The organism is Bacillus sp. FSL P4-0290 (assembly GCF_037975435.1).
Taxonomy (GTDB): domain Bacteria; phylum Bacillota; class Bacilli; order Bacillales; family Bacillaceae; genus Bacillus; species Bacillus subtilis.
Window position 1 is genome coordinate 1,031,120 of record NZ_CP150253.1, and the last position, 23,737, is coordinate 1,054,856.

Annotated in this window: 25 protein-coding genes and 2 pseudogenes; 15 read left to right on the plus strand and 12 right to left on the minus strand. The window is 44.6% G+C overall.

Features of this window, described 5'->3' with window-relative positions; all coding sequences use genetic code 11:
- Nucleotides 1-2 precede the first annotated feature (2 nt).
- The 3 genes from sbcE to yhaL all read left to right on the plus strand — a co-directional run bounded on the left by sbcE (nt 3) and on the right by yhaL (nt 4,249).
- The gene (sbcE, locus tag MKY10_RS05320; RefSeq protein ID WP_015252443.1) at nt 3-2,894 is read left to right on the plus strand and encodes a DNA repair/recombination ATPase SbcE; all 2,892 of its coding nucleotides are present in this window, start codon (nt 3-5) and stop codon (nt 2,892-2,894) included.
- A 73-nt stretch (nt 2,895-2,967) separates the two neighbouring features.
- Nucleotides 2,968-3,912 carry a 3'-5' exoribonuclease YhaM gene (gene yhaM, locus MKY10_RS05325; RefSeq protein ID WP_003245698.1) on the plus strand — a complete coding sequence of 315 codons (945 nt, stop codon included), beginning with the start codon at nt 2,968-2,970 and terminating at the stop codon, nt 3,910-3,912.
- Nucleotides 3,913-4,036: 124 nt separating this feature from the next.
- A complete protein-coding gene (gene yhaL, locus MKY10_RS05330) occupies nt 4,037-4,249 on the plus strand; it encodes a sporulation protein YhaL (RefSeq protein WP_003233252.1) in 213 nt (70 codons plus the stop codon).
- 40 nt (nt 4,250-4,289) lie between these two features.
- Here yhaL and prsA read toward each other — a convergent pair whose 3' ends face one another.
- Nucleotides 4,290-5,168, minus strand: coding sequence for a peptidylprolyl isomerase PrsA (gene prsA, locus MKY10_RS05335; RefSeq protein WP_014476317.1), 879 nt, complete (start codon nt 5,166-5,168; stop codon nt 4,290-4,292).
- A gap of 159 nt (nt 5,169-5,327) precedes the next feature.
- On the opposite strand from prsA, the gene yhzE1 reads away from it, so the two are divergent.
- Nucleotides 5,328-5,414, plus strand: coding sequence for a sporulation protein YhzE1 (gene yhzE1, locus MKY10_RS05340; protein ID WP_003327753.1), 87 nt, complete (start codon nt 5,328-5,330; stop codon nt 5,412-5,414).
- Between the two features lie 124 nt (nt 5,415-5,538).
- Nucleotides 5,539-5,625, plus strand: a complete 87-nt coding sequence (yhzE2, locus tag MKY10_RS05345; RefSeq protein WP_003155248.1) for a sporulation protein YhzE2 — start codon at nt 5,539-5,541, stop codon at nt 5,623-5,625.
- 52 nt (nt 5,626-5,677) lie between these two features.
- Here yhzE2 and MKY10_RS05350 read toward each other — a convergent pair whose 3' ends face one another.
- Together MKY10_RS05350 and MKY10_RS05355 are read right to left on the minus strand one after the other, a co-directional pair.
- Complete coding sequence (locus tag MKY10_RS05350) at nt 5,678-5,860, minus strand: hypothetical protein (RefSeq protein WP_024571667.1); 183 nt, start codon at nt 5,858-5,860, stop codon at nt 5,678-5,680.
- 107 nt (nt 5,861-5,967) lie between these two features.
- Nucleotides 5,968-6,486 carry a DUF3267 domain-containing protein gene (locus tag MKY10_RS05355; protein ID WP_003245590.1) on the minus strand — a complete coding sequence of 173 codons (519 nt, stop codon included), beginning with the start codon at nt 6,484-6,486 and terminating at the stop codon, nt 5,968-5,970.
- 207 nt (nt 6,487-6,693) lie between these two features.
- On the opposite strand from MKY10_RS05355, the gene MKY10_RS05360 reads away from it, so the two are divergent.
- A complete protein-coding gene (locus tag MKY10_RS05360) occupies nt 6,694-7,035 on the plus strand; it encodes a YhaI family protein (RefSeq protein ID WP_009966921.1) in 342 nt (113 codons plus the stop codon).
- On the opposite strand, the gene MKY10_RS05365 is transcribed toward MKY10_RS05360, so the two are convergent.
- A complete protein-coding gene (locus MKY10_RS05365) occupies nt 7,032-7,643 on the minus strand; it encodes an HTH-type transcriptional regulator Hpr (protein WP_003239501.1) in 612 nt (203 codons plus the stop codon). The two genes, MKY10_RS05360 and MKY10_RS05365, sit on opposite strands and share 4 nt — an antisense overlap.
- 178 nt (nt 7,644-7,821) lie before the next feature.
- A complete protein-coding gene (locus MKY10_RS05370; RefSeq protein ID WP_003245875.1) occupies nt 7,822-8,178 on the minus strand; it encodes a YtxH domain-containing protein in 357 nt (118 codons plus the stop codon).
- A 129-nt stretch (nt 8,179-8,307) separates the two neighbouring features.
- Here MKY10_RS05370 and MKY10_RS05375 point away from each other — a divergent pair.
- A pseudogene (locus tag MKY10_RS05375) lies at nt 8,308-8,433 on the plus strand (hypothetical protein); the annotation flags it as partial.
- 14 nt (nt 8,434-8,447) lie between these two features.
- Complete coding sequence (locus MKY10_RS05380) at nt 8,448-8,639, plus strand: hypothetical protein (protein ID WP_003233238.1); 192 nt, start codon at nt 8,448-8,450, stop codon at nt 8,637-8,639.
- Nucleotides 8,640-8,712: 73 nt separating this feature from the next.
- Here MKY10_RS05380 and trpP read toward each other — a convergent pair whose 3' ends face one another.
- The 3 genes from trpP to MKY10_RS05395 form a co-directional block, all read right to left on the minus strand.
- Entirely contained in the window at nt 8,713-9,231 is a 519-nt protein-coding gene (gene trpP / locus MKY10_RS05385) for a tryptophan transporter TrpP (RefSeq protein ID WP_003233236.1), read from the minus strand.
- A gap of 124 nt (nt 9,232-9,355) precedes the next feature.
- Entirely contained in the window at nt 9,356-10,435 is a 1,080-nt protein-coding gene (gene serC / locus MKY10_RS05390; protein ID WP_015252440.1) for a 3-phosphoserine/phosphohydroxythreonine transaminase, read from the minus strand.
- Nucleotides 10,436-10,581: 146 nt separating this feature from the next.
- Nucleotides 10,582-11,019, minus strand: a complete 438-nt coding sequence (locus MKY10_RS05395; protein ID WP_003233231.1) for an HIT family protein — start codon at nt 11,017-11,019, stop codon at nt 10,582-10,584.
- A gap of 487 nt (nt 11,020-11,506) precedes the next feature.
- Here MKY10_RS05395 and ecsA point away from each other — a divergent pair, with 487 nt between their 5' ends.
- Genes ecsA through MKY10_RS05410 form a run of 3 tightly spaced genes read left to right on the plus strand, consistent with a single transcriptional unit; the run spans nt 11,507 to nt 14,199 of the window.
- A complete protein-coding gene (gene ecsA, locus MKY10_RS05400; RefSeq protein ID WP_017695370.1) occupies nt 11,507-12,250 on the plus strand; it encodes an ABC transporter ATP-binding protein EcsA in 744 nt (247 codons plus the stop codon).
- Nucleotides 12,243-13,469: an ABC transporter permease EcsB gene (gene ecsB / locus MKY10_RS05405; RefSeq protein WP_048654855.1), complete on the plus strand. Its 1,227-nt coding sequence runs from the start codon at nt 12,243-12,245 to the stop codon at nt 13,467-13,469. The genes ecsA and ecsB overlap by 8 nt, the downstream gene beginning before the upstream one ends.
- Before the next feature lie 19 nt (nt 13,470-13,488).
- Nucleotides 13,489-14,199 carry an EcsC family protein gene (locus MKY10_RS05410; protein WP_015252437.1) on the plus strand — a complete coding sequence of 237 codons (711 nt, stop codon included), beginning with the start codon at nt 13,489-13,491 and terminating at the stop codon, nt 14,197-14,199.
- A 17-nt stretch (nt 14,200-14,216) separates the two neighbouring features.
- Here the strand turns inward: MKY10_RS05410 and sndC are convergent, their stop codons facing one another.
- The 4 genes and pseudogenes from sndC to hmoB all read right to left on the minus strand — a co-directional run bounded on the left by sndC (nt 14,217) and on the right by hmoB (nt 17,797).
- Nucleotides 14,217-15,407 (minus strand): N-acetyl amino acid acetylase SndC, encoded by a 1,191-nt coding sequence (gene sndC, locus MKY10_RS05415; protein WP_044052577.1) that lies wholly within the window; start codon nt 15,405-15,407, stop codon nt 14,217-14,219.
- Nucleotides 15,408-15,479: 72 nt separating this feature from the next.
- The gene (locus MKY10_RS05420) at nt 15,480-16,871 is read right to left on the minus strand and encodes a hypothetical protein (RefSeq protein ID WP_080019530.1); all 1,392 of its coding nucleotides are present in this window, start codon (nt 16,869-16,871) and stop codon (nt 15,480-15,482) included.
- Nucleotides 16,872-16,936: 65 nt separating this feature from the next.
- A pseudogene (locus MKY10_RS05425) lies at nt 16,937-17,252 on the minus strand (hypothetical protein).
- A gap of 44 nt (nt 17,253-17,296) precedes the next feature.
- Complete coding sequence (gene hmoB, locus MKY10_RS05430) at nt 17,297-17,797, minus strand: heme-degrading oxygenase HmoB (protein WP_044052575.1); 501 nt, start codon at nt 17,795-17,797, stop codon at nt 17,297-17,299.
- 121 nt (nt 17,798-17,918) lie between these two features.
- On the opposite strand from hmoB, the gene MKY10_RS05435 reads away from it, so the two are divergent.
- The 4 genes from MKY10_RS05435 (at nt 17,919) to hemY (ending at nt 23,677) form a co-directional block, all read left to right on the plus strand.
- Nucleotides 17,919-20,063, plus strand: a complete 2,145-nt coding sequence (locus tag MKY10_RS05435) for a transglycosylase domain-containing protein (RefSeq protein WP_044052574.1) — start codon at nt 17,919-17,921, stop codon at nt 20,061-20,063.
- Between the two features lie 121 nt (nt 20,064-20,184).
- On the plus strand, nt 20,185-21,246 hold the full coding sequence (hemE, locus tag MKY10_RS05440) for a uroporphyrinogen decarboxylase (RefSeq protein ID WP_017695362.1): 1,062 nt from the start codon (nt 20,185-20,187) through the stop codon (nt 21,244-21,246).
- Nucleotides 21,247-21,317: 71 nt separating this feature from the next.
- On the plus strand, nt 21,318-22,250 hold the full coding sequence (gene hemH, locus MKY10_RS05445) for a ferrochelatase (RefSeq protein ID WP_339226267.1): 933 nt from the start codon (nt 21,318-21,320) through the stop codon (nt 22,248-22,250).
- Nucleotides 22,251-22,264: 14 nt separating this feature from the next.
- The gene (gene hemY / locus MKY10_RS05450) at nt 22,265-23,677 is read left to right on the plus strand and encodes a protoporphyrinogen oxidase (protein ID WP_003245394.1); all 1,413 of its coding nucleotides are present in this window, start codon (nt 22,265-22,267) and stop codon (nt 23,675-23,677) included.
- Nucleotides 23,678-23,737: the final 60 nt, after the last annotated feature.

Below are 23,737 nucleotides of genomic sequence, written 5' to 3' on the forward strand. Positions count from 1 at the left end.
CGGTGACAGCTTTGCGAATTATATCTTTACATATCTACCAATACGGAAAATTTTCCAATCGGACCTTTGACTTTTCCGCCTCTCCTGTCCAAGTCATCTACGGATTAAATGAGGCAGGAAAAACGACGATGATGTCATTCATTGAAAGCATGCTGTTCGGTTTTCCGAAAACGAAAAAGTATGAACCGAAAACAGGCGGTGTCTACGGCGGTGTTCTTGAAGCTGAACATCCTGAGTATGGGGTGCTGAAGATCGAACGGACGAAAGGGACTGCCGAAAAACTAAGCGTGTACACAGAAAAGGGCGAAGTAAAGCAGGGAGATGTTTTAAAGCAGCTGTTCCAGGGCACAGACAGGTCGTTGTACAAAGCCATATATTCGTTCGACGTATTCGGGCTGCAGGAAATTCACGCCTTTAATCGGGACAAGATAGGGGAATTTTTGCTCTTTTCCAGCTTGTTTGGTGCTGAAGCCGTATCAAAGCTTGATTCAAGGCTGACGAAGGAAAGCGAAAGGCTCTATAAACCAAATGGGCGAAACCCTCAATTGAATCAGGAGCTGGAAACGCTTAAGCAGCTGGCAGTTAAGCTAAAACAGGCTGAAGCAGAGGAAGCGGGCTATCATCAGCTTCTCGAGGAAAAACGAACGCTTGAAGCCCGCCTTGCAGCCGCGGAAACCGAATTGAAAGAGACGGCGGGACATATCCGAATGATTGAGGGAGCGATTGAGCGAAAACCATTGCTAAATGAAAAAGCGACACTCGAACAGGTGATTGCAGAATTTCCGGAACATGCAGGACAATTTCCTGCTGACGGACTGCATCAGCTGGAAAAATATGAATCCCATCTGCACCCGAAATCAGCACAGCTTGAGGCGCTTCGGGTGAAGATGGCGGAGTTGGACAAACAGAGGCAAAAGCTTATCCCCAATAAAGAACTATTGGCGAAAGAAACGCTGATACAAGAGCTTTCGGCAGGGTTTCATATGTACCAATCCTGGGGAGAACAGCTGGCAGCCATTCAGGCACAGCTGCGCCAGACGTCTGCGCAGACAGCGGCAGGGCTGGAACAGCTCAATAAAACGGATGAAAATGAGCTCCTGAATATGAACACCTCATATGATTATGAATGGCAGCTTCAGCAAGCGGTGCAGCAATATGTACAGGCAAGAGACAGAAAACGGCAGCTTGACGAGACGTTTGAACTTGCCCGGCAAGAGCTGGAAGACGCGGAAAAGGCCGTTCATGCCGCTTCGTCCGCGATTCTTGAAAACAGCCAAAGAAAAGATAAAGAAGCAGCTCTTAGAGCATATGATGAAACACAGGGGCAGCACCAAGAGCAAGCGAAGCTCAGAGAACAGCTAACGTTTTTTGAAAGACAGCAGGCTAAACAGAAAAAGACTGTCATTGCAGCTGGTATGTTGTTCATCGTTCTCTTTTCTCTGCTCCAGCAATGGATTCCCGCCATAAGTTTCGGCGCTGCACTTATTGTGTATTGGCTTGTATCAGGAAAATCGTCTTCTCGAAACAGCCGAGAGACAAGACAGCCCATGACGGATATTTCACCAGCAGAAGCTGAAATGCTTAGAGGAGCGTTATGGGAGGATGACCGCAATAAGCAGCACCTTCTCACACAGCGTGCAGCGCTCCAGCAAAAAGAGGCGGCGTATGAAAGGGTCATCCAGCAGTTTGAACAGTGGGAAGCCGAAATGGCGCCGTCCTTTACACAGGTTGAGCGTTTTATGAATGAGCTCGGATTTAAGGAAGATCCATCATTTTTGCTTGATGCATACAGCTTAATGAAGGATGTTAAAAAAGAAGTGAAGAAAAAGCATGAGCTGACCATTGAAGCAGGCAGGCTGAAAAAGCACCGGAGAACATTCGAAGAACGCGTCAGTATGCTTCTTCCCGTGAATCAGAGTCAGGATATCTCCATTTCGGACGCCCTTCACACATTGCGGAAAAACATTGAACGTGAAAAAGAAATTGAGAAGCAAAAAAAGGAAATTGAAACAGATATTCATTATACAAAGGAACAGATGCTTGAACTTGAGCAAGAAATACAGTATTTCCACGCACAGATTGAACAGTTATTTGCCGCGGCTGCTGCAAAAGACAGAGATGCGTTTTTTGCCATAGCCGACATCAGCAGGCAATTGAAGGATACGGAGAACAAGCTTCATCACGTAAACGCACAGCTTCAAGGCGGGTACCCGGAGGAACTTGAACTGGCGGATTCCAATACGCTTTCTGAATTGAAAGATAAGCAATTTGTTGAGAATGAAAGAAAAGAGCGGCTGACTGAGGAGATCGAGCAGCTCCGCAGCCAAATCGCACTGCTCTCAGTCAAACAGGAACAATTAGAGGCTTCGGGAATGGTCTCAGACCTCAAGCTTCAAACCGAAATGCAAAAAGAACGTGTGAAAGAAACGGCTAAAAAATGGGCCTCCATACAAATGGTCAAACAGGTGATCAGAAACAAATTGGAGCGGCATAAAAAAATCGAGCTTCCGCGCCTTCTGGAGACGGCAGGAGAATTTTTCCGCCCTCTGACTGACGGAAACTACCAGACCATTTATTTTTCCGAAACGGATGATTCGATCATGGTTATGCATCGCGATGGCACTGTCTATCATGCGGAAGAGCTGTCACAAGGGACGTGTGAACAGCTGTATACAGCGATCCGCTTTGCTTTGGCCGTTACGCGCCAGGGTGAGTCAAAGCTTCCGTTCCAGCTTGACGACAGTTTTGTTCATTTTGATCAGGAAAGGCTGAAACGTGTATTACATGTTCTGTATGATTTATCTGAAGGCGGTAGGCAGATTTTGTATTTTACATGCCATGAGCACGTAAAAGATGCATTTCATAGCAGCCAAATCATCCATTTGGTGTCATAAAAGAGGTTCTATAGCTGAAAATCGGTATGTGATATACTGGTATTATGTAAGATACGGAGGGAGCTTTAATAGAATGGCTAAAGGGATTATGCTACATGAGGTTGGCGAACAGGTGGACCAGTATCTATTGATTAAATCCTCGACGAAAGGGATTGCAAGCAATGGAAAACCGTTTTTGACGCTGATGCTGCAAGACCAGTCAGGCGATATTGAAGCGAAGCTGTGGGATGCCAAGCAAAGTGATGAAGTGACCTATGCGCCGCAGACGATTGTCAAGGTCGTCGGCGATGTTCATCATTATCGCGGACGCACCCAGCTGAAGCTAAGAAATATCAGACCGGTAAGCGAGCAAGAAAACGTCAATATTGATGATTTTTTAGAAACCGCGCCGATTCCGAAAAATGAAATGATGGATACCATCACTCAATATATATTTGAAATGAAAAATCCGAATATCCAGCGAATCACAAGGTTTTTGGTTAAAAAACACGAAGCTGAGTTTATGGATTATCCGGCGGCTACGAAAAACCACCATGAGTTTGTCTCAGGTTTGGCGTATCATGTTGTCTCTATGCTGAACCTGGCGAAAGCAATAGCAGATTTATATCCTTCTCTTGATCGTGATCTGCTTTACGCCGGTGTTATCCTGCATGATCTTGGAAAAGTGAAGGAGCTGTCCGGCCCTGTTTCCACTTCATATACGGTTGAAGGCAATTTGCTCGGCCATATTTCCATCATGGTGACAGAGCTTTCAAAAGCTGCTGAGGAGCTTCAAATCGATTCTGAAGAGGTGTTAATTCTTCAGCATTTGATTTTGAGTCACCACGGCAAAGCAGAATGGGGCAGCCCGAAACCGCCGATGGTGAAAGAAGCGGAAATTCTTCACTATATAGACAATCTGGATGCAAAAATGAATATGATGGACAGAGCGCTTGAGCGCGTGAAGCCGGGCGAGTATACTGAACGTGTATTCGCACTGGAAAACCGTTCCTTTTATAAACCGACATTTCATAAATAACTTAAAAAGGACTGATGCTGACATATTCAGCTCAGTCCTTTTTGATGCGTCTTTCCCGCACATAACTCGTCTCATTCCCGCATATGGTTAAGAATAAAGAATCTATGCAAAGGGGGAGGAGCCCGTGTTATTTTTTCCGTGGTGGGTGTATCTTTGTATTGTAGGCATCATTTTCAGCGCATATAAACTTGTGGCGGCAGCCAAAGAGGAAGAAAAAGTAGACCAGGCTTTTATTGAAAAAGAAGGACAGATTTATATGGAGAGGATGGAAAAGGAGCGAGAACGCCGCAGTTCTCAGCAGCATGAAGAAGAAAATCAAAACCATTCCATCGCATAAAAAAAGCTGTGCGGCTCAATGAGCCTGCACAGCTTTTTTATTATTTAGAACTGCTTGAAGACGAAGAAGTGCTGTTGCTTGTTGAAGATGTATTAAATGTGTCTTTCAGATCTTTATCTTTTACTTCGATGTCAGCTTTCTTCATAACTTTTTGAACAGCTTCCTGAACAGCTGCGTTGTCATTTAATTTTTGTTCAAGCACTTCAGATTTCAGTTCTTTTTTCATATCATCATATTTGCCGCGTTCTTCTGTCTTTTTAATGATATGGTAGCCGTATTGCGTTTTGACAGGATCACTGACTTCACCTGTTTTTAATTTGAATGCAGCTTTGCTGAATGTTTCGTCCATTTGGCCTTCTTTTGCGAACCAGCCAAGATCCCCGCCTTTTGAAGCAGAGCTGTCTGTTGAGTATTCTTTCGCAAGGTCTTCAAACTTCTCGCCTTTTTTCAGCTTTTTCTCTACTTCTTCAGCTGTCTTTTTATCAGCAACAAGGATGTGGCTTGCACGGATTTTGCCTTTTAAGCCTTCCCAGTACTCTTTGATATCGGCGTCTGTTACTTTGATGTTATCTTTAGCCGCTTTTTGTGTCAGCAATTCATATTTTACTTGTTCTTTCAGGTAATCTTTGCCATATTGCTTTTCGAGGGCAGTATATTGATCGCCAAGCTGCGTTTTATATTCTTTCAGCTTGTTGTCAATTTCTTTATCCGAAACTTTATACTTCTTGTCCAATACTTTTTCTTGCACTAGCTGTGTCAGTACGCTTGCGCCAGCTGTTTTCTTCATGTTTGTGTAAAGCTCGCCTTTTGTTACATCGCCTGCGTCTGTTTTTGCGATGACTTCTTTGTCGCCGCTGCTGCAAGCACTGAGAGCGAGGATGCTTGTAGCAGTGATAGCTGCTATTGCGATTTTCTTCATTGTTTTCAAACACTCCTAATCATTCCAAATTAAATTACCTATGCGTATCATAACATATTGTGGCTTTCTGTAAAAAGATTTTAAATAAAGGGCATTCGTCTAGTCAAACTTTTGCTGATGACATACTTATATATTGATCAAGAAAAGGAGGTATGTAACATGAGCGGAGGATACTCTAACGGATTCGCGTTGCTCGTAGTACTGTTCATTTTGCTTATCATCGTAGGTGCAGCTTACATCTACTAAGCAGCCCGAGGATCGCTTGCAACATAAGCGATCCTTTATTTTCACTAGCGCCTAATCGTTTCAAACATGAATTGCATAACATGTAATTGGTAAATAAAGCTTATTACAGGAGGTGCTTTTTAAGATGGGTGAAGTATTTGCAGGCGGATTCGCTTTATTGGTTGTGTTATTTATTTTATTGATTATCATCGGCGCTTCTTGGCTGTACTAATCAACATAAAAAAGCATAGCTGCTTAATCAGCAGCTATGCTTTCTTTCGTATTTACACTGTAAAGGAGATCTCCACAAACGAAGAGATCAGTAAAATTAATATAGATACATTAATAAATCGGAATACCTTATCTTGCCGCTCTTCAGGAATCTCTCTGACAAGGCATAATGTATTGGTGAGCCTGTTTATGAAATATAAAATAAACACGGCAGCCACGATAAAGTAGAATAAAATGATGGGAGATTCCCCCTCTCTCTGAACTGTCCCATATTACATTACCAAATATTTATTAAAAAAGATAGAATGCAAATTGAAAAATCGCCACCAGCACCAGGGTTTGACTACTTTTCAACAAGAATATCCAAGCCGTCAGCTTCCTGATCAATAAAAGCGGTTTTCGGTGCTTTTATCAGCTTGAGAGCCAGCAGGAAATCAGGCAGACAGTAGCCGGCGTGAATGCCCGAGATCATGCAAAAATAATGAGCGTGATTCGGAAATGCCAGTGCTGCGTAAAACAATACCGGTGTAATCAGCAAGAACGGGCTGACGAGTGAAATCAGCATTGTTGTTTTTGGTATACGTTTCCATGTGCGCATGCGCAATATGTAAAACTTTTTTTCTATTTTTCTTTTTTTGCAGATGATTGGCAGGACATGGATGACTTTATGTACAAATAAAATAACGACGAGCAAACCGCCGAATAAAGATACATATTCATCGCTTAAGCTTGTGCCAGGCCGCAGCAGCTCAAAAGCTAAAAAGGTAGATATAAAAACCAAAATCATAAAACATACAGCAGTTAATATTATGCGAACGGCGCCATAATCCTTCATGAGATTTATGGTCTTCCAGCAATTCATCAAAGTCATCCTTCCATACATCTTGAATAGAATCTCAAAATAATTTACTCCTCCCAAGAGAAAAAATCAATGCTTTTTTAAGAAAAAATATCATCCTGCAGGTATTTTTTTGAAAGAAGCAAACAAACTGCGAAATATGGGGTTAGAACTTTCTTCTCAGTGAATTATCAGCTAAAATAAGATTAAAGATAGAAAGAAGTGGTGTGGATGGATTCGATGGATCATCGCATTGAGCGATTAGAATATTACATACAATTATTAGTGAAAACAGTAGATATGGACAGGTACCCCTTCTATGCGCTTCTCATTGACAAAGGGCTGAGCAAGGAAGAAGGGGAAGCGGTTATGAGGATATGCGATGAATTGTCGGAAGAGCTGGCAACACAAAAAGCGCAAGGATTTGTAACCTTTGATAAGCTCCTTGCGCTTTTTGCCGGACAGCTGAATGAAAAATTAGATGTTCATGAAACGATTTTTGCCCTGTATGAGCAGGGGCTTTATCAAGAGCTGATGGAAGTCTTTATCGACATCATGAAGCATTTTGATTAACTGTTTACAGGTTCGAGCTCTTCAGCCGGTTCATCCGCCGCACTGTCCTTTGCTTTTTTCTTCAATTTTCCGTTTACGCTTTCAAAGTCATTGTCAATATTGGTGAGTGACGTTTCGAAAATTTCCATAAAATCATCGCCGTAGATATGGCGTATCATACACATCATTTCTGCCACTTCAGGAAATTTTCCGAATAAATGATACAAAGGCTGTGAACCTTTAAAAACAGCGTTGCGTGTCGGATCAAATTCCTCAAGCAAGCTCCAGAATACCTCGGTACCTTCCTCAGTCAATTGGACATATGTGTTCCGTTTATCATTCAGCCGTTTGGAGAACCTTAAATATCCCCGTTCTTCCAGCTTTTTTGAAAAGTTGAATGCGGTTGATACGTGCATGACCCCGAATTTCGCGATTTCAGAAATGGAAGCTCCGTTCAATTGATACGCAATCCATAAAATATGATGCTCATTAATATTCAGGTCATACGGTTTGAGCCATTGCTGCCAATCCTTCTCGATCGATTTCCAAAGTGCCTTGCTAAGCTGAGCCATTTTCTGGGTGAAAACCAGAGCTTCTTTCACATCATAGGGCGGTTCCACTCGATTCATTACGTCACCTGCTTCTCTTTTTCTTTTTCTCTATTATGCCAATAAAATAAAGATTAATAAAGATGAAAATGTAAGAATTTTTTAATAAATTCACAAACCATTGCGACGAAAGGGTTTTTCGGCCAAAAAAAAATACGGGTCCAATTTTGGCCCGCATTTTTTTCTTTTGAATAGGATATTAGTTTTGTAAGGTTTTCTCCAGCTGTCTGATTTTCTCTTCGATATCGGCAATTTCTTTTTGCAGATCCTGCTGGTGAGGCTTGATCTCTTCCTGCCATTTTTTAATTGACGTTTGGAGCTCGCCGCCCACGTCTTTAATAACATCCGTGCTTTCTTTTGCCGCTTTGATCAGCTGGTCTTTTAATGCAAGCCCGTCTGACTTTAAGCGTTTGATTGTTTCTTCAAAAGAATCATAATTGGTTTTCATTTTTTCACGCAGCTGCTTTCCTGAGGAAGGTGCAGTAAGAAGAACCGCTGCTCCTCCGATGATGCCGCCTACGAATAGTCCTGTTAATAGAGAACGTCCGCTCGCCATTACAATCACCCCGTCTTTTTCTTCAAAATAGGATTCATTCAGCATTTTTCATTTTTGTTGAAAGCCTGAACTTCTATACATAGCTTGCTTTATTTTAGCATATTTTTTAAGTGAAAAGGAGGGAGAAGGTTGTCTGTCTTTTTGATTGTATTATCCTGCATCACCCTTGCCTTCGCTTCAGGCGCTGTTTACTATATCAAACTTCTCAGCCAGGCTGCTTCTTATCCGCCCAAGAGGGTTATCCGGCAGAAAGCGAAGGAGGGAGAAGGTTGTCTGTCTTTTTGATTGTATTATCCTGCATCACCCTTGCCTTCGCTTCAGGCGCTGTTTACTATATCAAACTTCTCAGCCAGGCTGCTTCTTATCCGCCCAAGAGGGTTATCCGGCAGAAAGCGCTTGTTTGTTCAACCGGAACCGCCTTTACACTATGTCTTATCTTTTTCACAAAACTCCTCGCTTAAAACATGCTGACATGCTGCGGGCGCTCTGTTCAAAAAAACCTCTCCCGGAAGCGGAAGAGGTTTTGTGTGACAATTATTTAGCAGCTTCCATAAAGCTTGAACGCCTTAAAATGGTTTGCACAATCGGATAAATAATGATCATTGAGATTGTATTCAGCACAGCGGCCGGCAGAACAACAGCCGCGAACAATGCGGCGAAACCGCCCGGTAAACCGACGATCAATAAAGCTGACGATAGAAACACAATTCCTGATAAGATGGTCCCGATCACTGTCAGCACAGCGGCTGCACCTGTTTTTCGGCTCTTTCTGAACAAGAGAAACAGGGAGAAGAACAGAAACGCTGATACCGGTTTATCAATGATGTTAGGGATCTGTCCAGCTGGAAACGCGGTTGTAAGCGCGGAAATGATTCCGGTTACGATCCCGATGACGAGTACATTTTGCACCCGCGGGAACAGCAGAATGCCCATGAACATCATGATCAGCATCATATCTGGTTTCATGCCGCCTAAAAAGGGCGGAATAATGGAATGAAGCGCTGCGCCGATTGCGGCAAACAGAGCCATAATGACTAACTCTTTTGTTTTCATAACTATGCTCTCCTCTGCTAAGCTTTTTGCCCTCCAATAATATGCTCATCATTTATTGCGAAGGCTTTACAGAATGTGTTATGCAAACAGTATACCAAACGGACGGTTTGCATAGCCAGACTTTTTACTCATTTTCCTGCTGGAATTTCTTCATGAACGCAGCTAATTTTTCACAGTCTTCGAGAGAGACCGCGTTATAAATAGAAGCGCGGCAGCCTCCCACCGAACGGTGTCCGCCAAGGCCGATCATCTTCTCATCTTTTGCTTTCTGAACGAATGTTTTCGTTAATTCGTCATCCCGAAGCGTGAAGGTGACATTCATGCGTGAGCGGCTGTCTTTTCTGGCATGTCCTTTATAGAAGCCGTTGCTTTCATCAATACAGCTGTAGAGAACCTGCGCTTTTTGTTCATTGCGCTGTTCAGCAGCTTCCACACCGCCGTTTTCCTTGAGCCATTCCAGAACAAGGCTCAGCATATAAATCGCAAATGTCGGCGGAGTGTTGTAGAGTGAATCAGCTTTGACATGCGTGGAATATTTCAGGATTTTTGGGACGTTCGCATTTTCATTTTTCAGCCAGTTTTTTTTCATGATGACTACAGTCACGCCGGAAGGGCCGAGGTTCTTTTGGGCGCCTCCGTAGATCACATCAAATTTGGACACATCGATTTTTCTGCTTAAAATATCGCTGGACATGTCGGCTACGAGCGGAATTGGAGAATTCGGAAACTCCTGCCACTGAGTGCCGAAAATTGTATTGTTGGATGTGATATGTAAATATGCGCCGTCTTTTACATCCGTAAGGTCAACCTCTGGAATATAACTGTAATTGTCTGTTTCACTTGTAGCGGTGATAGACGTGTTCCCGAACAGTTTCGTTTCTGCCAGTGCTTTTTCAGACCAAGCGCCGGTCATCACAAAATGTGCGGTTTTTTCAGGTGTTAAAAAGTTCATCGGAAGCATTGAGAATTGAAGGCTTGCCCCGCCTTGAAGAAACAAGATATCGTAATCTTCCGGAATGCCCATCAGTTCGATTAAGAGGCTTTTCGCTTTTTGGTGCACCGCTTCATACTCTTTGCTGCGGTGGGAAAGCTCCATAACAGACATGCCGGATTCGTTAAAATCAATAAATTCTTTCTGTGCTTTTTGCAGAACTTCCAGTGGCAGCGCTGCAGGACCTGCGTTAAAATTCGTTGTACGTTCCATTATGATCTCTCCCTGTTTTCCACGTTAATGTATAAAATAATACAATTATCCTATCACAAAAATTCAGTTTTTTGATAAAAAATTAGAATTATCAAAAGAAATTGACGGATGTTTGCGAAATGTTCACAAAATAAAATAACCTCATCTTATGATGAGGCCAGGCGTTTTGCGATAGAGGAAGAGATGTTCTGCAGATCCTCCGGTTTATAATCATCAGCATGCGTTTTCCAAACCGCTCCGAATCCATCTCCTTTTCCGTAGCGAGGGATAATATGCATATGGTAGTGGAACACAGATTGTCCAGCTTTTTCGCCGTTATTGTTCAGCGTATTTAAGCCGATCGGTTCAAATTCATCCCGGATAGCGCGGGCGATTTTCGGAACAGCATGGAAATATTGTTTTGCTAATTCATCTGTAAATTCATATACATTCTCAATATGTGTTTTCGGAATGACAAGCGTATGGCCTTTTGTCACTTGGCTGATATCAAGAAAGGCAAGTACATGTTCATCTTCATACACCTTCGCGGATGGAATGTCGCCGGCGATAATTTTACAAAAGATACAATTTTCTGCACAATGCATGAGGGTTCCTCCTTATGAAATTGTTTAGTATGTATACACTCATCGTACCACAGAAATGCAGAAAATAGAAAACAGGATGAACCGCGAGCGTTCACCCTGAATGCAGAGGAAGAGCTTATATGAAGAAAATGTGTTATGCCTTTGGTAAGCACCTCATTTGTCAATAAAATGAAGACTTGTTTAATGCCTAACGATTCCTGCGATAAACACCTCATTTGACAATTTGCTTCATACATGAAGAATTCATCAATTCAGTGAAGAGAAATGGTTTGAGCATTGGACATGTTTATTTTCTATCCAACTGTTTCTAAGACGTCTTTGACAAACACCTCATTTTTCAGTTGATATGCTTTTCCTCTACAACTATTATGATGTCCAGAACCCTGTCTCTTTATGACAGCAAATTCATCATTTGTTAAAAGGGAATTGTTTCAAATCAGGCCTTGTTTTTGGTACTATGAAGAAAAACACTATAAGGGGAGAAACTATGTCTCTGCTATCGGTAAAAGACTTGACCGGCGGATATACAAGGAATCCGGTTTTAAAAAGCGTATCATTCACCCTTGAACCGAATCAAATTGTCGGCTTAATCGGGCTGAATGGTGCTGGTAAAAGTACAACAATCAGACACATCATCGGGCTGATGGACCCGCATAAAGGTTCAATCGAATTAAACGGTAAAACGTTTGCTGAGGATCCGGAAGGCTACCGTTCACAATTTACCTATATACCTGAAACACCTGTTTTATACGAAGAATTGACGCTGATGGAGCATCTTGAACTAACAGCCATGGCATATGGACTGTCAAAAGAAACGATGGAGAAAAGGCTGCCTCCGCTTTTAAAGGAATTCCGAATGGAAAAGAGGCTGAAGTGGTTCCCGGCCCATTTTTCTAAAGGAATGAAGCAGAAGGTTATGATTATGTGCGCATTTTTGGCAGAGCCTGCGCTCTACATTATTGATGAGCCTTTTCTAGGGCTTGATCCGCTTGCCATTAACGCGCTGCTTGAACGGATGAATGAAGCGAAAAAAGGCGGGGCGAGCGTGCTGATGTCAACACACATTTTGGCAACGGCAGAACGCTATTGCGATTCGTTTATTATTTTACATAACGGCGAGGTGCGGGCGCGCGGCACGCTGTCAGAGCTCAGAGAGCAGTTTGGAATGAAGGACGCGGCGCTGGACGATTTGTATCTTGAGCTTACAAAGGAAGACGCTGGCCATGAATAATATGCTTGATATTTGGCAGTCGCGGCTGCAGGAGCATATCAAAGAAACAAGAACATACATGAAATATATGCTCAACGATCACCTCGTCATTGTTTTGATTTTTTTTCTAGCGGGCGCTGCAAGCTGGTACAGCAAATGGATACGGGACATTCCCGCTCACTTTCCGTCCTTTTGGGTGATGGCCGTGCTGTTTTCGCTCGTGTTGACAAGCTCTTATGTGCGAACGCTTTTGAAGGAGGCTGACCTTGTTTTCTTATTGCCTCTTGAAGCAAAAATGGAGCCTTACTTGAAGCAGGCGTTTATCTACAGCTATGTGTCTCAGCTGTTTCCGCTTATTGCGCTGAGCATCGTTGCGATGCCGCTTTATTTCGCAGTCACACCGGGAGCTTCGCTCGTATCGTATGCCGCGGTCTTTGTCCAACTGTTGCTGCTGAAAGCGTGGAATCAGGTAATGGAATGGAGAACGACTTTCCAAAACGACCGCAGCATGAAACGGATGGACGTCATCATTCGCTTTGCGGCGAATACACTCGTTCTTTATTTTGTTTTCCAATCTGTTTATATGTATGCGCTTCTCGTCTATGTCATTATGGCTGTTCTTTATCTGTATATGTCTTCCGCAGCAAAACGGAAAACATTTAAATGGGAAAGCCATATTGAGTCCGAATTGAGACGAAAGCAGCGTTTCTATCGGATTGCCAACCTGTTTACTGATGTGCCGCATTTGCGAAAGCAAGCCAAACGAAGAGCTTATCTCGACTTTTTGCTGCGGCTTGTGCCGTTTGAACAGCGCAAAACATTTGCCTATATGTTCACCCGCGCCTTTTTGCGTTCGAGCGATTATTTGGGCATTCTTGTCAGATTAACGATTGTTTTCGCGCTGATCATTATGTATGTCTCAGCTAGCCCGCTTATTGCAGCGGTTTTGACTGTGTTTGCCATTTTCATTACGGGCATTCAGCTTCTGCCGCTCTTCGGCCACTTTGACCATCTGGCGCTTCAAGAGCTGTACCCTGTGAAAAAAGAAACAAAGCTGAAAAGCTATTTCTCTCTATTAAAAACTGCACTTAGTATTCAAGCGCTGCTGATGTCTGTTGCATCTGCCTATGCAGCCGGCTTGACCGGTTTTCTGTACGCGTTAATCGGTTCTGCCGTTCTGATTTTTGTTGTTTTGCCTGCTTATATGACAACCAGGCTGAAAAAGCACGGAAAGCTGTGAACTGAAAAGGGGTAATCAAATGACAGATAATCAGCTGCTGATGCAGGAAGCTTTGCAATGGAAAATGCATTTTTTGCGAAAGGATTCCATGTTTGAACGCTTTTCGAAGCGTGTCCAGACGAAGGTGAATGAACGGATTCCTGAAAAAATCCATACGGTCGTCACCGAGAGTGTAAGAAAAATGGTAGAAGCGACAATGGCCGGCTCCAATATCATTACTTATAAAAAGGATACAAGTGCACTGTCGCTCAGTGAAAAAAACGAATTGGCGAAAAAAACGATTGTTTCTTATCAGAAAGTGGCAGCTGCTGAGGGAGTCGGCACCGGAGCGGGCGGCATTTTTTTAGGCATTGCTGATTTTCCGCTGCTGCTTTCAATTAAGATGAAGTGTTTATTTACCTTGTCTTCCATTTACGGCTTTGATGTGAAGGATGCACAAGAAAGGATGTTTTTGCTGCTCGTGTTTCAGCTTGCATTTTCGAGTGACGATGGCCGTAAATCGCTTTTTTCTGTCATCGAAAATTGGGAGACGGAGAAAAAGAGCATCGACTGGAGAGTGTTCCAGCAGGAATATCGCGATTATATCGACGTCGTGAAGCTTTTTCAGCTTTTGCCGGGCGTAGGAGCGGCAGTCGGCGGAATTGCCAATTATAAGCTGCTTGCTCAGCTTGGAGAAACTGCAAGACATGTTTTTCATCTGAGGATATTAAAGGAAACAGCCGGAGAATAAACACTCCGGCTGTTTTTTTATAGCTGATGATAGGTGATCGCAGCGCCGGCAAGGACCTTGGCCGCTGTCAGTATGGCTTTTTCGTTGATATCAAATTTCGGATGGTGGTGGGAATAAACTCGGTCTGGCTGTTCGGGAGCGGCGCCTGTAAAGAAAAAAGTGCCCTTCACGTTTTGTAAGTAATAAGCAAAATCCTCGCCGCCCATTTGTGGTTCACCGTCAATGACCTGCTGAACGCCCTCGGTATTCTTTGCGGTGCTCACCAAGTGGTTCGTTTCTGCAGGATGGTTCACAACCGCTGGATAACCCTGTTCATAGGTGTACTCATAGGACGCGCCGTGCATGCTGCATATTCCTTTTACAACCGCTTCAATTTCTTTCTCCAGAATGTCCCGGACATTTTCATCAAAAGAACGCGCTGTGCCGATGAGTACTGCTTGGTCTGCGATGACATTAAACGGATTGTCGGCGATGAAGGAGCCTGTCGAAATGACGGCGGATTGAATCGGATTGACTTTGCGGCTGACAATGTGCTGCAAAGAGGAAACGATTTGCGAACCGATCAGGACGGCGTCTTTTGTATCATGCGGATGAGCGCCGTGGCCGCCCTTTCCGAAGACTTTAATCGTAAATCGGTCCGCCGCCGCCATGACGGCGCCGGGGCGGCAAAGAATAGTTCCGAGCGGCTCAGTTGCCCAAAGATGAGTGCCGAATATCACATCCGCGTTTTCGAGACAGCCGTCATCAATCATTGGCTTTGCGCCTCCCGGATAATATTCTTCTGCATGCTGGTGGATCATCACAAATGTTCCCTTCAGTTCATGTCTGTTTTGGTGAAGGACCTTGGCCACTGCGAGAAGAGCTGCGGTGTGGCCGTCGTGGCCGCATGCATGCATGACACCAGGCACTTTGGAGGCGTAAGGGACATCTTTTTCATCTTGAATGGGGAGAGCGTCAAAGTCGGCCCTCAAAGCGACTGTAGGGCCGGTTTCGCTTCCTTCTATATATGCTAAAACCCCTCTGCCGCCAACGTTTGTGCGGATTGGGACTCCTAACGATTCATAATAGGAAGCAATAAATGCGGCGGTTTTTTCTTCTTGAAATGAGAGCTCAGGATACATATGAAAATGGCGCCTGATCTCAACCATTTCTTCAAAACAGCCGTCGAGCTGTTTGTTTATCTCTTTCTGCAGTGTGGATATGGACAAAGCGGCTTCCCCCTTTTCTATGCTTTTCCATGATTGTATAGAAAAAGTCTGAATATTTCAACTCATGCTGTTTTAAAGCATCATCACAGCTGCGAGGGTTGTCACCAAAAGGCCAATCGCGACGGGAATGAAGTTTTTTCTGGCAAGCTCAAAAGGATCAACTTTGCAAATGGCCGCGGCGGGAATCAACGCCCATGGGACCAGTGTTCCTCCGCCCACCCAGATGGCAGAGATTTGTCCGAGCGCGGTCAGAACGGCGGGATCGGCATGGAGAGCGGACGAAAAGAGCTTTGCGATGGAGCCGGCGAGAGAAATGCCAGAAAATCCTGAGCCGTCAAGGCCTGTTATGGCTCCAGCGGCAGTTAATGCAGTGGCGGCAAGCTCCTTTGACATAGGCATCATATGGGATAAAGCAATGCCAAGATCGTTGACAATGCCGTGGGAACCTTTAGGGAGTGAAGTGCCCAGTATGCTTTCATAGCCTGAGTCGCCAAGATAAAAGAAAGCGGCAATCGGGATGACGGGGCCGAAAACCTTAAAACCGAACTTAAATCCGTCAATAAAATAGCCGGTGATTTTTTCAAGCCCTTTATGCTTATACACGAAAAAATGAACGGTAAAGAGGATACAAATTGCAGACCCGCCAATTAACGCGGTTGCATCATTTCCTTGTAGGTTAAACAAGAGCATGCAGGCGATATCTGCAAGAAAGGCAAGCGGAATCAAAAAAGCCAGTATGGACCGCAGGCGTTTTGGCAAGTACAGCGAGTTGTCTTGTTCGCCGGAAAGAACGGGGGAAAAAGAAGCGGGATGCTCCTGTTTTTTGCGTTCGCGCTGAATCATGATAAAGGCAGCAGTTGTTGTTGTCACACCCATAATCAGCACAAGCGGAATACTGGCCGAGACGACATCACCGACTGGAATGCCTGCTGCATCCGCAGTCAGCTTTGGCGCCGCCTGAATGACAAAGTCTCCTGACAGGGCAAAACCGTGTCCGAATAAGTTCATGGCCATGGCCGCGGCAAGAGGTGTCAAACCGGCACGTGCGGCTGCGGGGAGCAGGACGGCGCCGATCAAAGCGACACCCGGAGAAGGCCAGAAGAATAGAGAAATGGCGAACATCAGGCCTCCAATCAGCCAATAGGCAGTCACAGGCCCTCTCACAAGGCTTGCAAAGGGAGAAATCATCGCTTCATTTATCCCTGTTTTTGTTAACAAATCACTCATTGAAACGATAAAGCAAATGATGAAAATCGTGGGCAGCAGTTCGCCGGCCGCATAGATAAAGCTGTGGAATAAACTGCTGACAGAAGCTGAAAGTGAATGGCTGGCCCATAGCGATATGATAAAAATGCCGAATAGAGAAATAAATGTCGTGTCTTTTCTCAGCAGCATAAATAGGATAATTGCACCGATAAAAAACACATACAGAACATGGACAGGCAAAATCCCGACTTCCATCATCGATCACTCCTTCCGCTTACAGATTATTCATAGGCGGGCGGAAGGTGCCGGGACAGAGGGGAAGGTTATGATGGAAGATGAACATTGATCTGTTTCAGCTGCTCAATCAGATGATGCCTTAATCCTCTATTCGCTTTTTGCAGATGTTTTGGGAAGCATTCAGGAGAAAAAATGACGCACCCTTCAGCAAGCCAGTTTTTTCTATAGGCGATGATGCTTTCCGATGGCTCTATATGAGTTATCCTCGTGCTGCATCTCGTACTCATCAAATCCGAACTGAAAACCGCAGCACGGGCAGATTTCATGAGAATGATTGCCTTCATGATCATATGGCGGTTCAGCCAATCCCTTAAACCCGCAGACTGGGCAAGTATGCTTCATTTTGCTTTCCTCCCAATAAAATAAGCTGCCGGACATGCCGGCAGCTATTCGACAGCGAAATATGTGGTGACATAGGAAGGCCGGGAGAAGATCGACGTTGTGTCAATTCCGGCAGATGTATCGCGTTTTTTGTGGGCTTCTTTGTAAGAACCGGACTGCTGCCAGTCTTGAAAGGCGCTTTCCGTTTCCCACAAGGTCAGAATGACATAGGTGTCACTGTCAAGCGGACGGAGCACTCGAATTGCTTCAAAGCCAGGCTCATTTTCGACTTTTCCCGCTCTGTTTTTAAATCTGTTTTCAAACAGCGGACGCCCTTCCTGAGTGACGGCAATATTGTTCAATACTGCAAAACCGGGATGCTTGATCTCTCCGACTTGGTCAATGACTTCATAAGCGTGTGGTGCCTGGAAAACGGTTTCTCCGTTTGTTTCATGAATCAAAATGGCGTTTTCCTGCCCCTGCATCAAAAGGATATTTTCTGAGGGATGCTTCTCTACGATCGTTTTTAAAAAATCGGCTGTCCCATATGTAATATAAACCTTCATATCAGCCACCTCCTGCTTGCTAGTATATCAAAACAATGGTATAAGTTTCTATTGGCGAGTGCTTCGAACATAATTCCAAACAATTTTTCCCATACTACCTTTAGAAAGGCGAGGTGAGTTCATGTTTAAGATAAAGAAAAAGAAACTTTTTATACCTATCATTATTTTAGTGTTAACTGCTTTTCTCGCTTTAATAGGATATATTTCAATTATTTTTCTCGGCCATTATGTCATAGATGAAAAGAAGCTGATACTTCATGCTTCTTCAAAAATTGTTGATCAAAACGGAGATGAGGTTGCAAGCCTGTATACAGAAAATCGTGAGCCGGTCTCGATCAATGAGATTCCAAAGCAGGTCAGAGAAGCGTTTATCGCTGTTGAGGATAAAAGGTTCTATGAGCATCACGGCATTGATGCAAAATCTGTCGGAAGGGCAGTGTATCGCGATATATTAGCAGGCGGAAAGGTGGAAGGCGGAAGCACGATCACCCAGCAGCTTGCCAAAAATATTTTTCTGACACATGACAAAACGTTTCTAAGAAAAACAAAAGAAGTGATCATTGCGATCAATCTTGAACGGGATTACAGCAAGGACAAGCTGCTTGAAATGTATTTAAATCAGCTTTACTTCGGACATGGGGTTTACGGCATACAAGCGGCGTCCCACTATTATTTTAATAAAGAAGTAAAAGATTTGACTGTATCTGAAGGCGCTGTTTTGGCCGCTATTCCGAAGGCGCCTTCTACGTACTCTCCAATTTTGCACCCTGATAAAAATAAGGAGCGGCGTGATACAATTCTAGGTATGATGAATGACCAAGGCTATATCAGTGCGAAAGAGGCTGTCACCGCACAGGGCCGAACGCTTGGACTGCACGTGAAGAAACAGTCGGAAACACCTTGGTTTGACAGCTACATTGACCTTGTGATCAAAGAGGCGGAAGACAAGTATTCCATTTCCGGAGAGCAGCTTCTTCAAGGCGGATACACGATCAAGGTGCCGCTCGATTCGAAGCTGCAGAAGACGGCTTACCAGGTGATGAAAGAGGGAAGCTATTATCCCGGAACAGATCAGAATGCCGAGGGAAGCGCGGTATTTATTAATAACAAGACAGGCGGTGTAGAAGCGGCCATCGGCGGAAGGGATTACACATCCAAAGGATATAACCGTGTCACAGCTGTCCGCCAGCCGGGTTCCACATTTAAGCCGCTTGCTGTATACGGACCGGCGATGCAGGAAAAGAAATTTAAGCCATATTCTCTATTGAAGGATGAGTTGCAGTCCTACGGAGATTATACGCCGAAAAACTACGACAGCATGTATGAGGGCGAAGTCACTATGTCTGACGCCATTACGTACAGCAAAAACGCGCCGGCTGTCTGGACGCTGAATGAGATCGGCGTCGAAACAGGAAAATCTTATTTGAAAGCAAACGGCATTGATATCCCTGATGAAGGCCTTGCTCTTGCTCTAGGCGGCTTGGAAAAAGGCGTTTCACCGCTCCAGCTTGCCGGCGCGTTTCATACATTTGCCGCGAATGGAACGTATACTGAACCCTTCTTTATCTCGAGCATAATAGATGAAGACGGAGAAACAATAGCCGATCATAAAGAAGAAGGAAAGCGGGTATTCAGCAAGCAGACGTCTTGGAATATGACGAGAATGCTGCAGCAGGTAGTCAAAAAGGGAACGGCTACGTCCGGCACCTATCACGGCGACCTGGCGGGAAAAACAGGTTCTACATCTTATACAGGCGTCTCCGGCGCGACAAAGGACGCCTGGTTTGCAGGCTATACGCCGAAAATAACCGGGGCAGTCTGGATGGGCTATGACAAAACGGATCAAAACCATTATTTGAAAGCCGGGAGCTCATACCCGACGCGGCTGTTTAAGGATATTTTGACACAGGCAGGAGAAACCGGTCATGTGTTCACAAAGCCTAAAAACGTTAAAGACCTGGAAAGCCCGATTGAGCTGAAGCCGGTCAAAACACTCACAGCCGATTACACATTTAAAGCAGCGGGGCTCTTTACTATTGAATTAAAGTGGGACGCTCAAGAGGATGATCGGGCCGTATACAGAATTTATGTAAACAAGGACGGCGAGGAGACGCTTCTTGATTCGGTTGAAGGGAAGGGAAGCTATGAAATTCCTTATGCCAACTTATTTTCGGGCGCGTCTTATAAAATTGTGCCTTATAATACACAGACAAAAAGAGAAGGGGAAGGAACCGATTACGTTCAGCCGAAATTGTTTTCCTCTTAATGGAATTCGGCGATTTTTTGAACTTTGAGCTACATTTCTATACCATTTGCCTAAAACAAGGTATAGTGTAATAAGTCAAGAAATACGAACGTATGGTTGCCGTATGAAAGGTGGAAATCAGATGAGTAAACGAGAAACGTTTAACGAGACGTTTTTAAAAGCTGCGCGGGGAGAAAAAGCGGATCACACGCCTGTGTGGTATATGAGACAAGCAGGGCGCTCACAGCCGGAATATCGCAAGCTGAAGGAAAAGTACGGATTGTTTGAGATCACACATCAGCCCGAACTTTGTGCGTATGTCACAAGACTGCCGGTTGAGCAATACGGAGTCGATGCTGCAATCCTTTATAAAGATATCATGACGCCGCTGCCGTCAATCGGTGTGGATGTTGAAATCAAAAACGGGATCGGTCCTGTGATTGATCAGCCAATCCGGTCTCTGGCGGACATTGAAAAACTCGGCCAGATTGATCCGGAACAGGACGTGCCGTACGTGCTTGAGACGATTAAACTGCTTGTCAATGAGCAGCTGAACGTCCCGCTCATCGGTTTCTCAGGTGCGCCTTTTACGCTTGCAAGCTATATGATCGAAGGCGGCCCGTCGAAAAACTACAATAAAACAAAAGCCTTCATGTACAGCATGCCAGATGCATGGAATCTGCTGATGTCCAAGCTTGCCGACATGATCATCGTGTACGTGAAAGCGCAGATTAAGGCAGGCGCAAAAGCGATTCAAATCTTTGATTCGTGGGTCGGCGCATTGAATCAGGCAGATTACAGAACATACATCAAACCCGTGATGAACCGGATCTTTTCAGAGCTCGCAAAGGAGAATGTGCCGCTGATCATGTTTGGCGTTGGCGCAAGCCATCTTGCAGGTGATTGGCATGACCTTCCTCTTGATGTTGTCGGGCTTGACTGGAGACTCGGCATTGATGAAGCCAGATCAAAAGGAATTACTAAAACAGTGCAGGGCAACCTGGACCCGTCCATTTTGCTTGCGCCATGGGAAGTCATTGAGCAGAAAACGAAGGAAATACTTGATCAGGGTATGGAGTCAGACGGCTTCATTTTCAATCTTGGCCATGGGGTATTTCCTGATGTCAGTCCAGAGGTTTTGAAAAAACTGACAGCATTTGTCCATGAATATTCACAAAACAAAAAAATGGGTCAATATTCCTAAGCATATCTTTTGGTATCTTAATGATATCCTGTCAAAATGTTTGTATCAGATCATTAAAGAGGGTGTAAACAGTGAGTAGAAAGAAAATGGGGCTTCTCGTGATGGCGTACGGCACGCCTTATAAGGAAGAAGATATTGAACGTTATTATACACATATCAGAAGAGGCAGAAAGCCTGAACCTGAAATGCTTCAAGATTTGAAAGACAGATACGAAGCGATTGGCGGCATTTCACCGCTTGCCAAAATCACAGAAGAGCAGGTGCATAATCTGGAACAGCACTTGAATGAAATTCAGGATGAGATTACGTTTAAAGCGTATATCGGACTGAAGCATATCGAGCCGTTTATTGAAGACGCCGTAGCAGAGATGCATAAGGATGGCATTACAGAAGCAGTCAGCATCGTGCTGGCGCCGCATTTCTCCACGTTCAGCGTTCAGTCCTACAACAAACGCGCCAAAGAAGAGGCTGAAAAACTCGGCGGCTTAACGATTACGTCAGTTGAAAGCTGGTACGATGAACCGAAGTTCGTGACATATTGGGTTGACCGAGTGAAGGAAACATATGCGTCAATGCCTGAGGATGAAAGAGAAAACGCGATGCTCATCGTATCCGCACACAGCCTGCCGGAAAAAATCAAAGAATTTGGAGACCCGTATCCGGACCAGCTGCATGAATCGGCGAAATTGATTGCTGAAGGCGCAGGCGTTTCCGAATATGCTGTCGGCTGGCAAAGTGAAGGGAACACGCCTGATCCTTGGCTCGGACCCGATGTTCAGGATTTAACACGTGATTTATTCGAACAAAAAGGCTATCAAGCATTTGTATATGTTCCTGTTGGGTTTGTCGCGGATCACTTAGAAGTGCTTTATGATAATGATTATGAATGCAAAGTGGTTACTGACGATATCGGCGCAAGCTATTACCGGCCGGAAATGCCAAATGCCAAGCCTGAATTTATTGATGCTTTGGCAACAGTCGTATTAAAAAAATTAGGACGTTAAAGAAGGCGATGAACATGAGTGACGGCAAAAAACATGTAGTCATCATCGGCGGCGGCATTACCGGTTTAGCCGCCGCCTTCTATATGGAAAAAGAAATCAAAGAAAAGAATCTGCCGCTTGAGCTGACGCTTGTTGAGGCAAGTCCGAGAGTCGGCGGGAAAATCCAGACTGTCAAGAAAGACGGCTATATCATCGAAAGAGGGCCAGACTCATTTCTGGAACGAAAGAAAAGCGCCCCGCAGCTTGTTAAAGACTTAGGTCTTGAGCATTTGCTTGTCAACAATGCGACCGGACAATCCTATGTGCTTGTAAACCGCACCCTGCATCCAATGCCGAAGGGCGCCGTAATGGGGATACCGACAAAAATTGCGCCGTTTGTTTCTACGGGTCTGTTTTCTTTGTCTGGGAAGGCCAGAGCTGCTATGGATTTCATCCTGCCTGCAAGCAAAACAAAGGATGATCAGTCATTGGGAGAATTCTTCCGCAGACGTGTCGGAGATGAAGTGGTCGAGAACTTAATCGAGCCGCTACTATCAGGGATCTACGCAGGCGACATTGACAAGCTCAGCCTGATGTCGACATTTCCGCAATTTTATCAGACGGAACAAAAGCATAGAAGCCTGATTCTCGGCATGAAAAAAACAAGGCCTCAAGGCTCAGGCCAGCAGCTGACGGCAAAAAAACAAGGGCAGTTCCAAACTCTGTCAACCGGTTTGCAGACCCTTGTAGAAGAGATCGAAAAGCAGTTAAAGCTGACGAAGGTGTATAAAGGCACAAAAGTGACCAAACTCAGCCATAGCGGCTCTTGCTATTCGCTCGAACTGGATAACGGCGTCACACTTGATGCTGATTCAGTAATTGTGACTGCTCCGCATAAAGCGGCTGCGGGAATGCTTTCTGAGCTTCCTGCCATTTCTCATTTGAAAAATATGCACTCCACATCCGTGGCAAACGTCGCTTTAGGTTTCCCTGAAGGCTCCGTCCAAATGGAGCATGAGGGCACGGGTTTTGTCATTTCAAGAAACAGTGACTTTGCGATCACAGCCTGTACGTGGACGAATAAAAAATGGCCGCACGCAGCGCCGGAAGGCAAAACGCTGCTTCGGGCATATGTCGGAAAAGCCGGAGACGAATCCATTGTCGATCTATCAGATAATGACATTATCAACATTGTGTTAGAAGACTTAAAGAAAGTCATGAACATAAACGGCGAGCCGGAAATGACATGTGTCACCCGATGGCATGAAAGCATGCCGCAGTACCATGTCGGCCATAAGCAGCGTATCAAGGAGCTGCGTGAAGCACTTGCATCTGCGTATCCGGGTGTTTATATGACAGGCGCTTCTTTCGAAGGTGTCGGCATTCCCGACTGCATTGATCAAGGAAAAGCTGCCGTGTCTGACGCGCTTACCTATTTATTCAGCTAAAACCTCCGCTTTATCGCGGAGGTTTTTTTGATGTGCAATGGCAATATTGTGTAAAAAAAT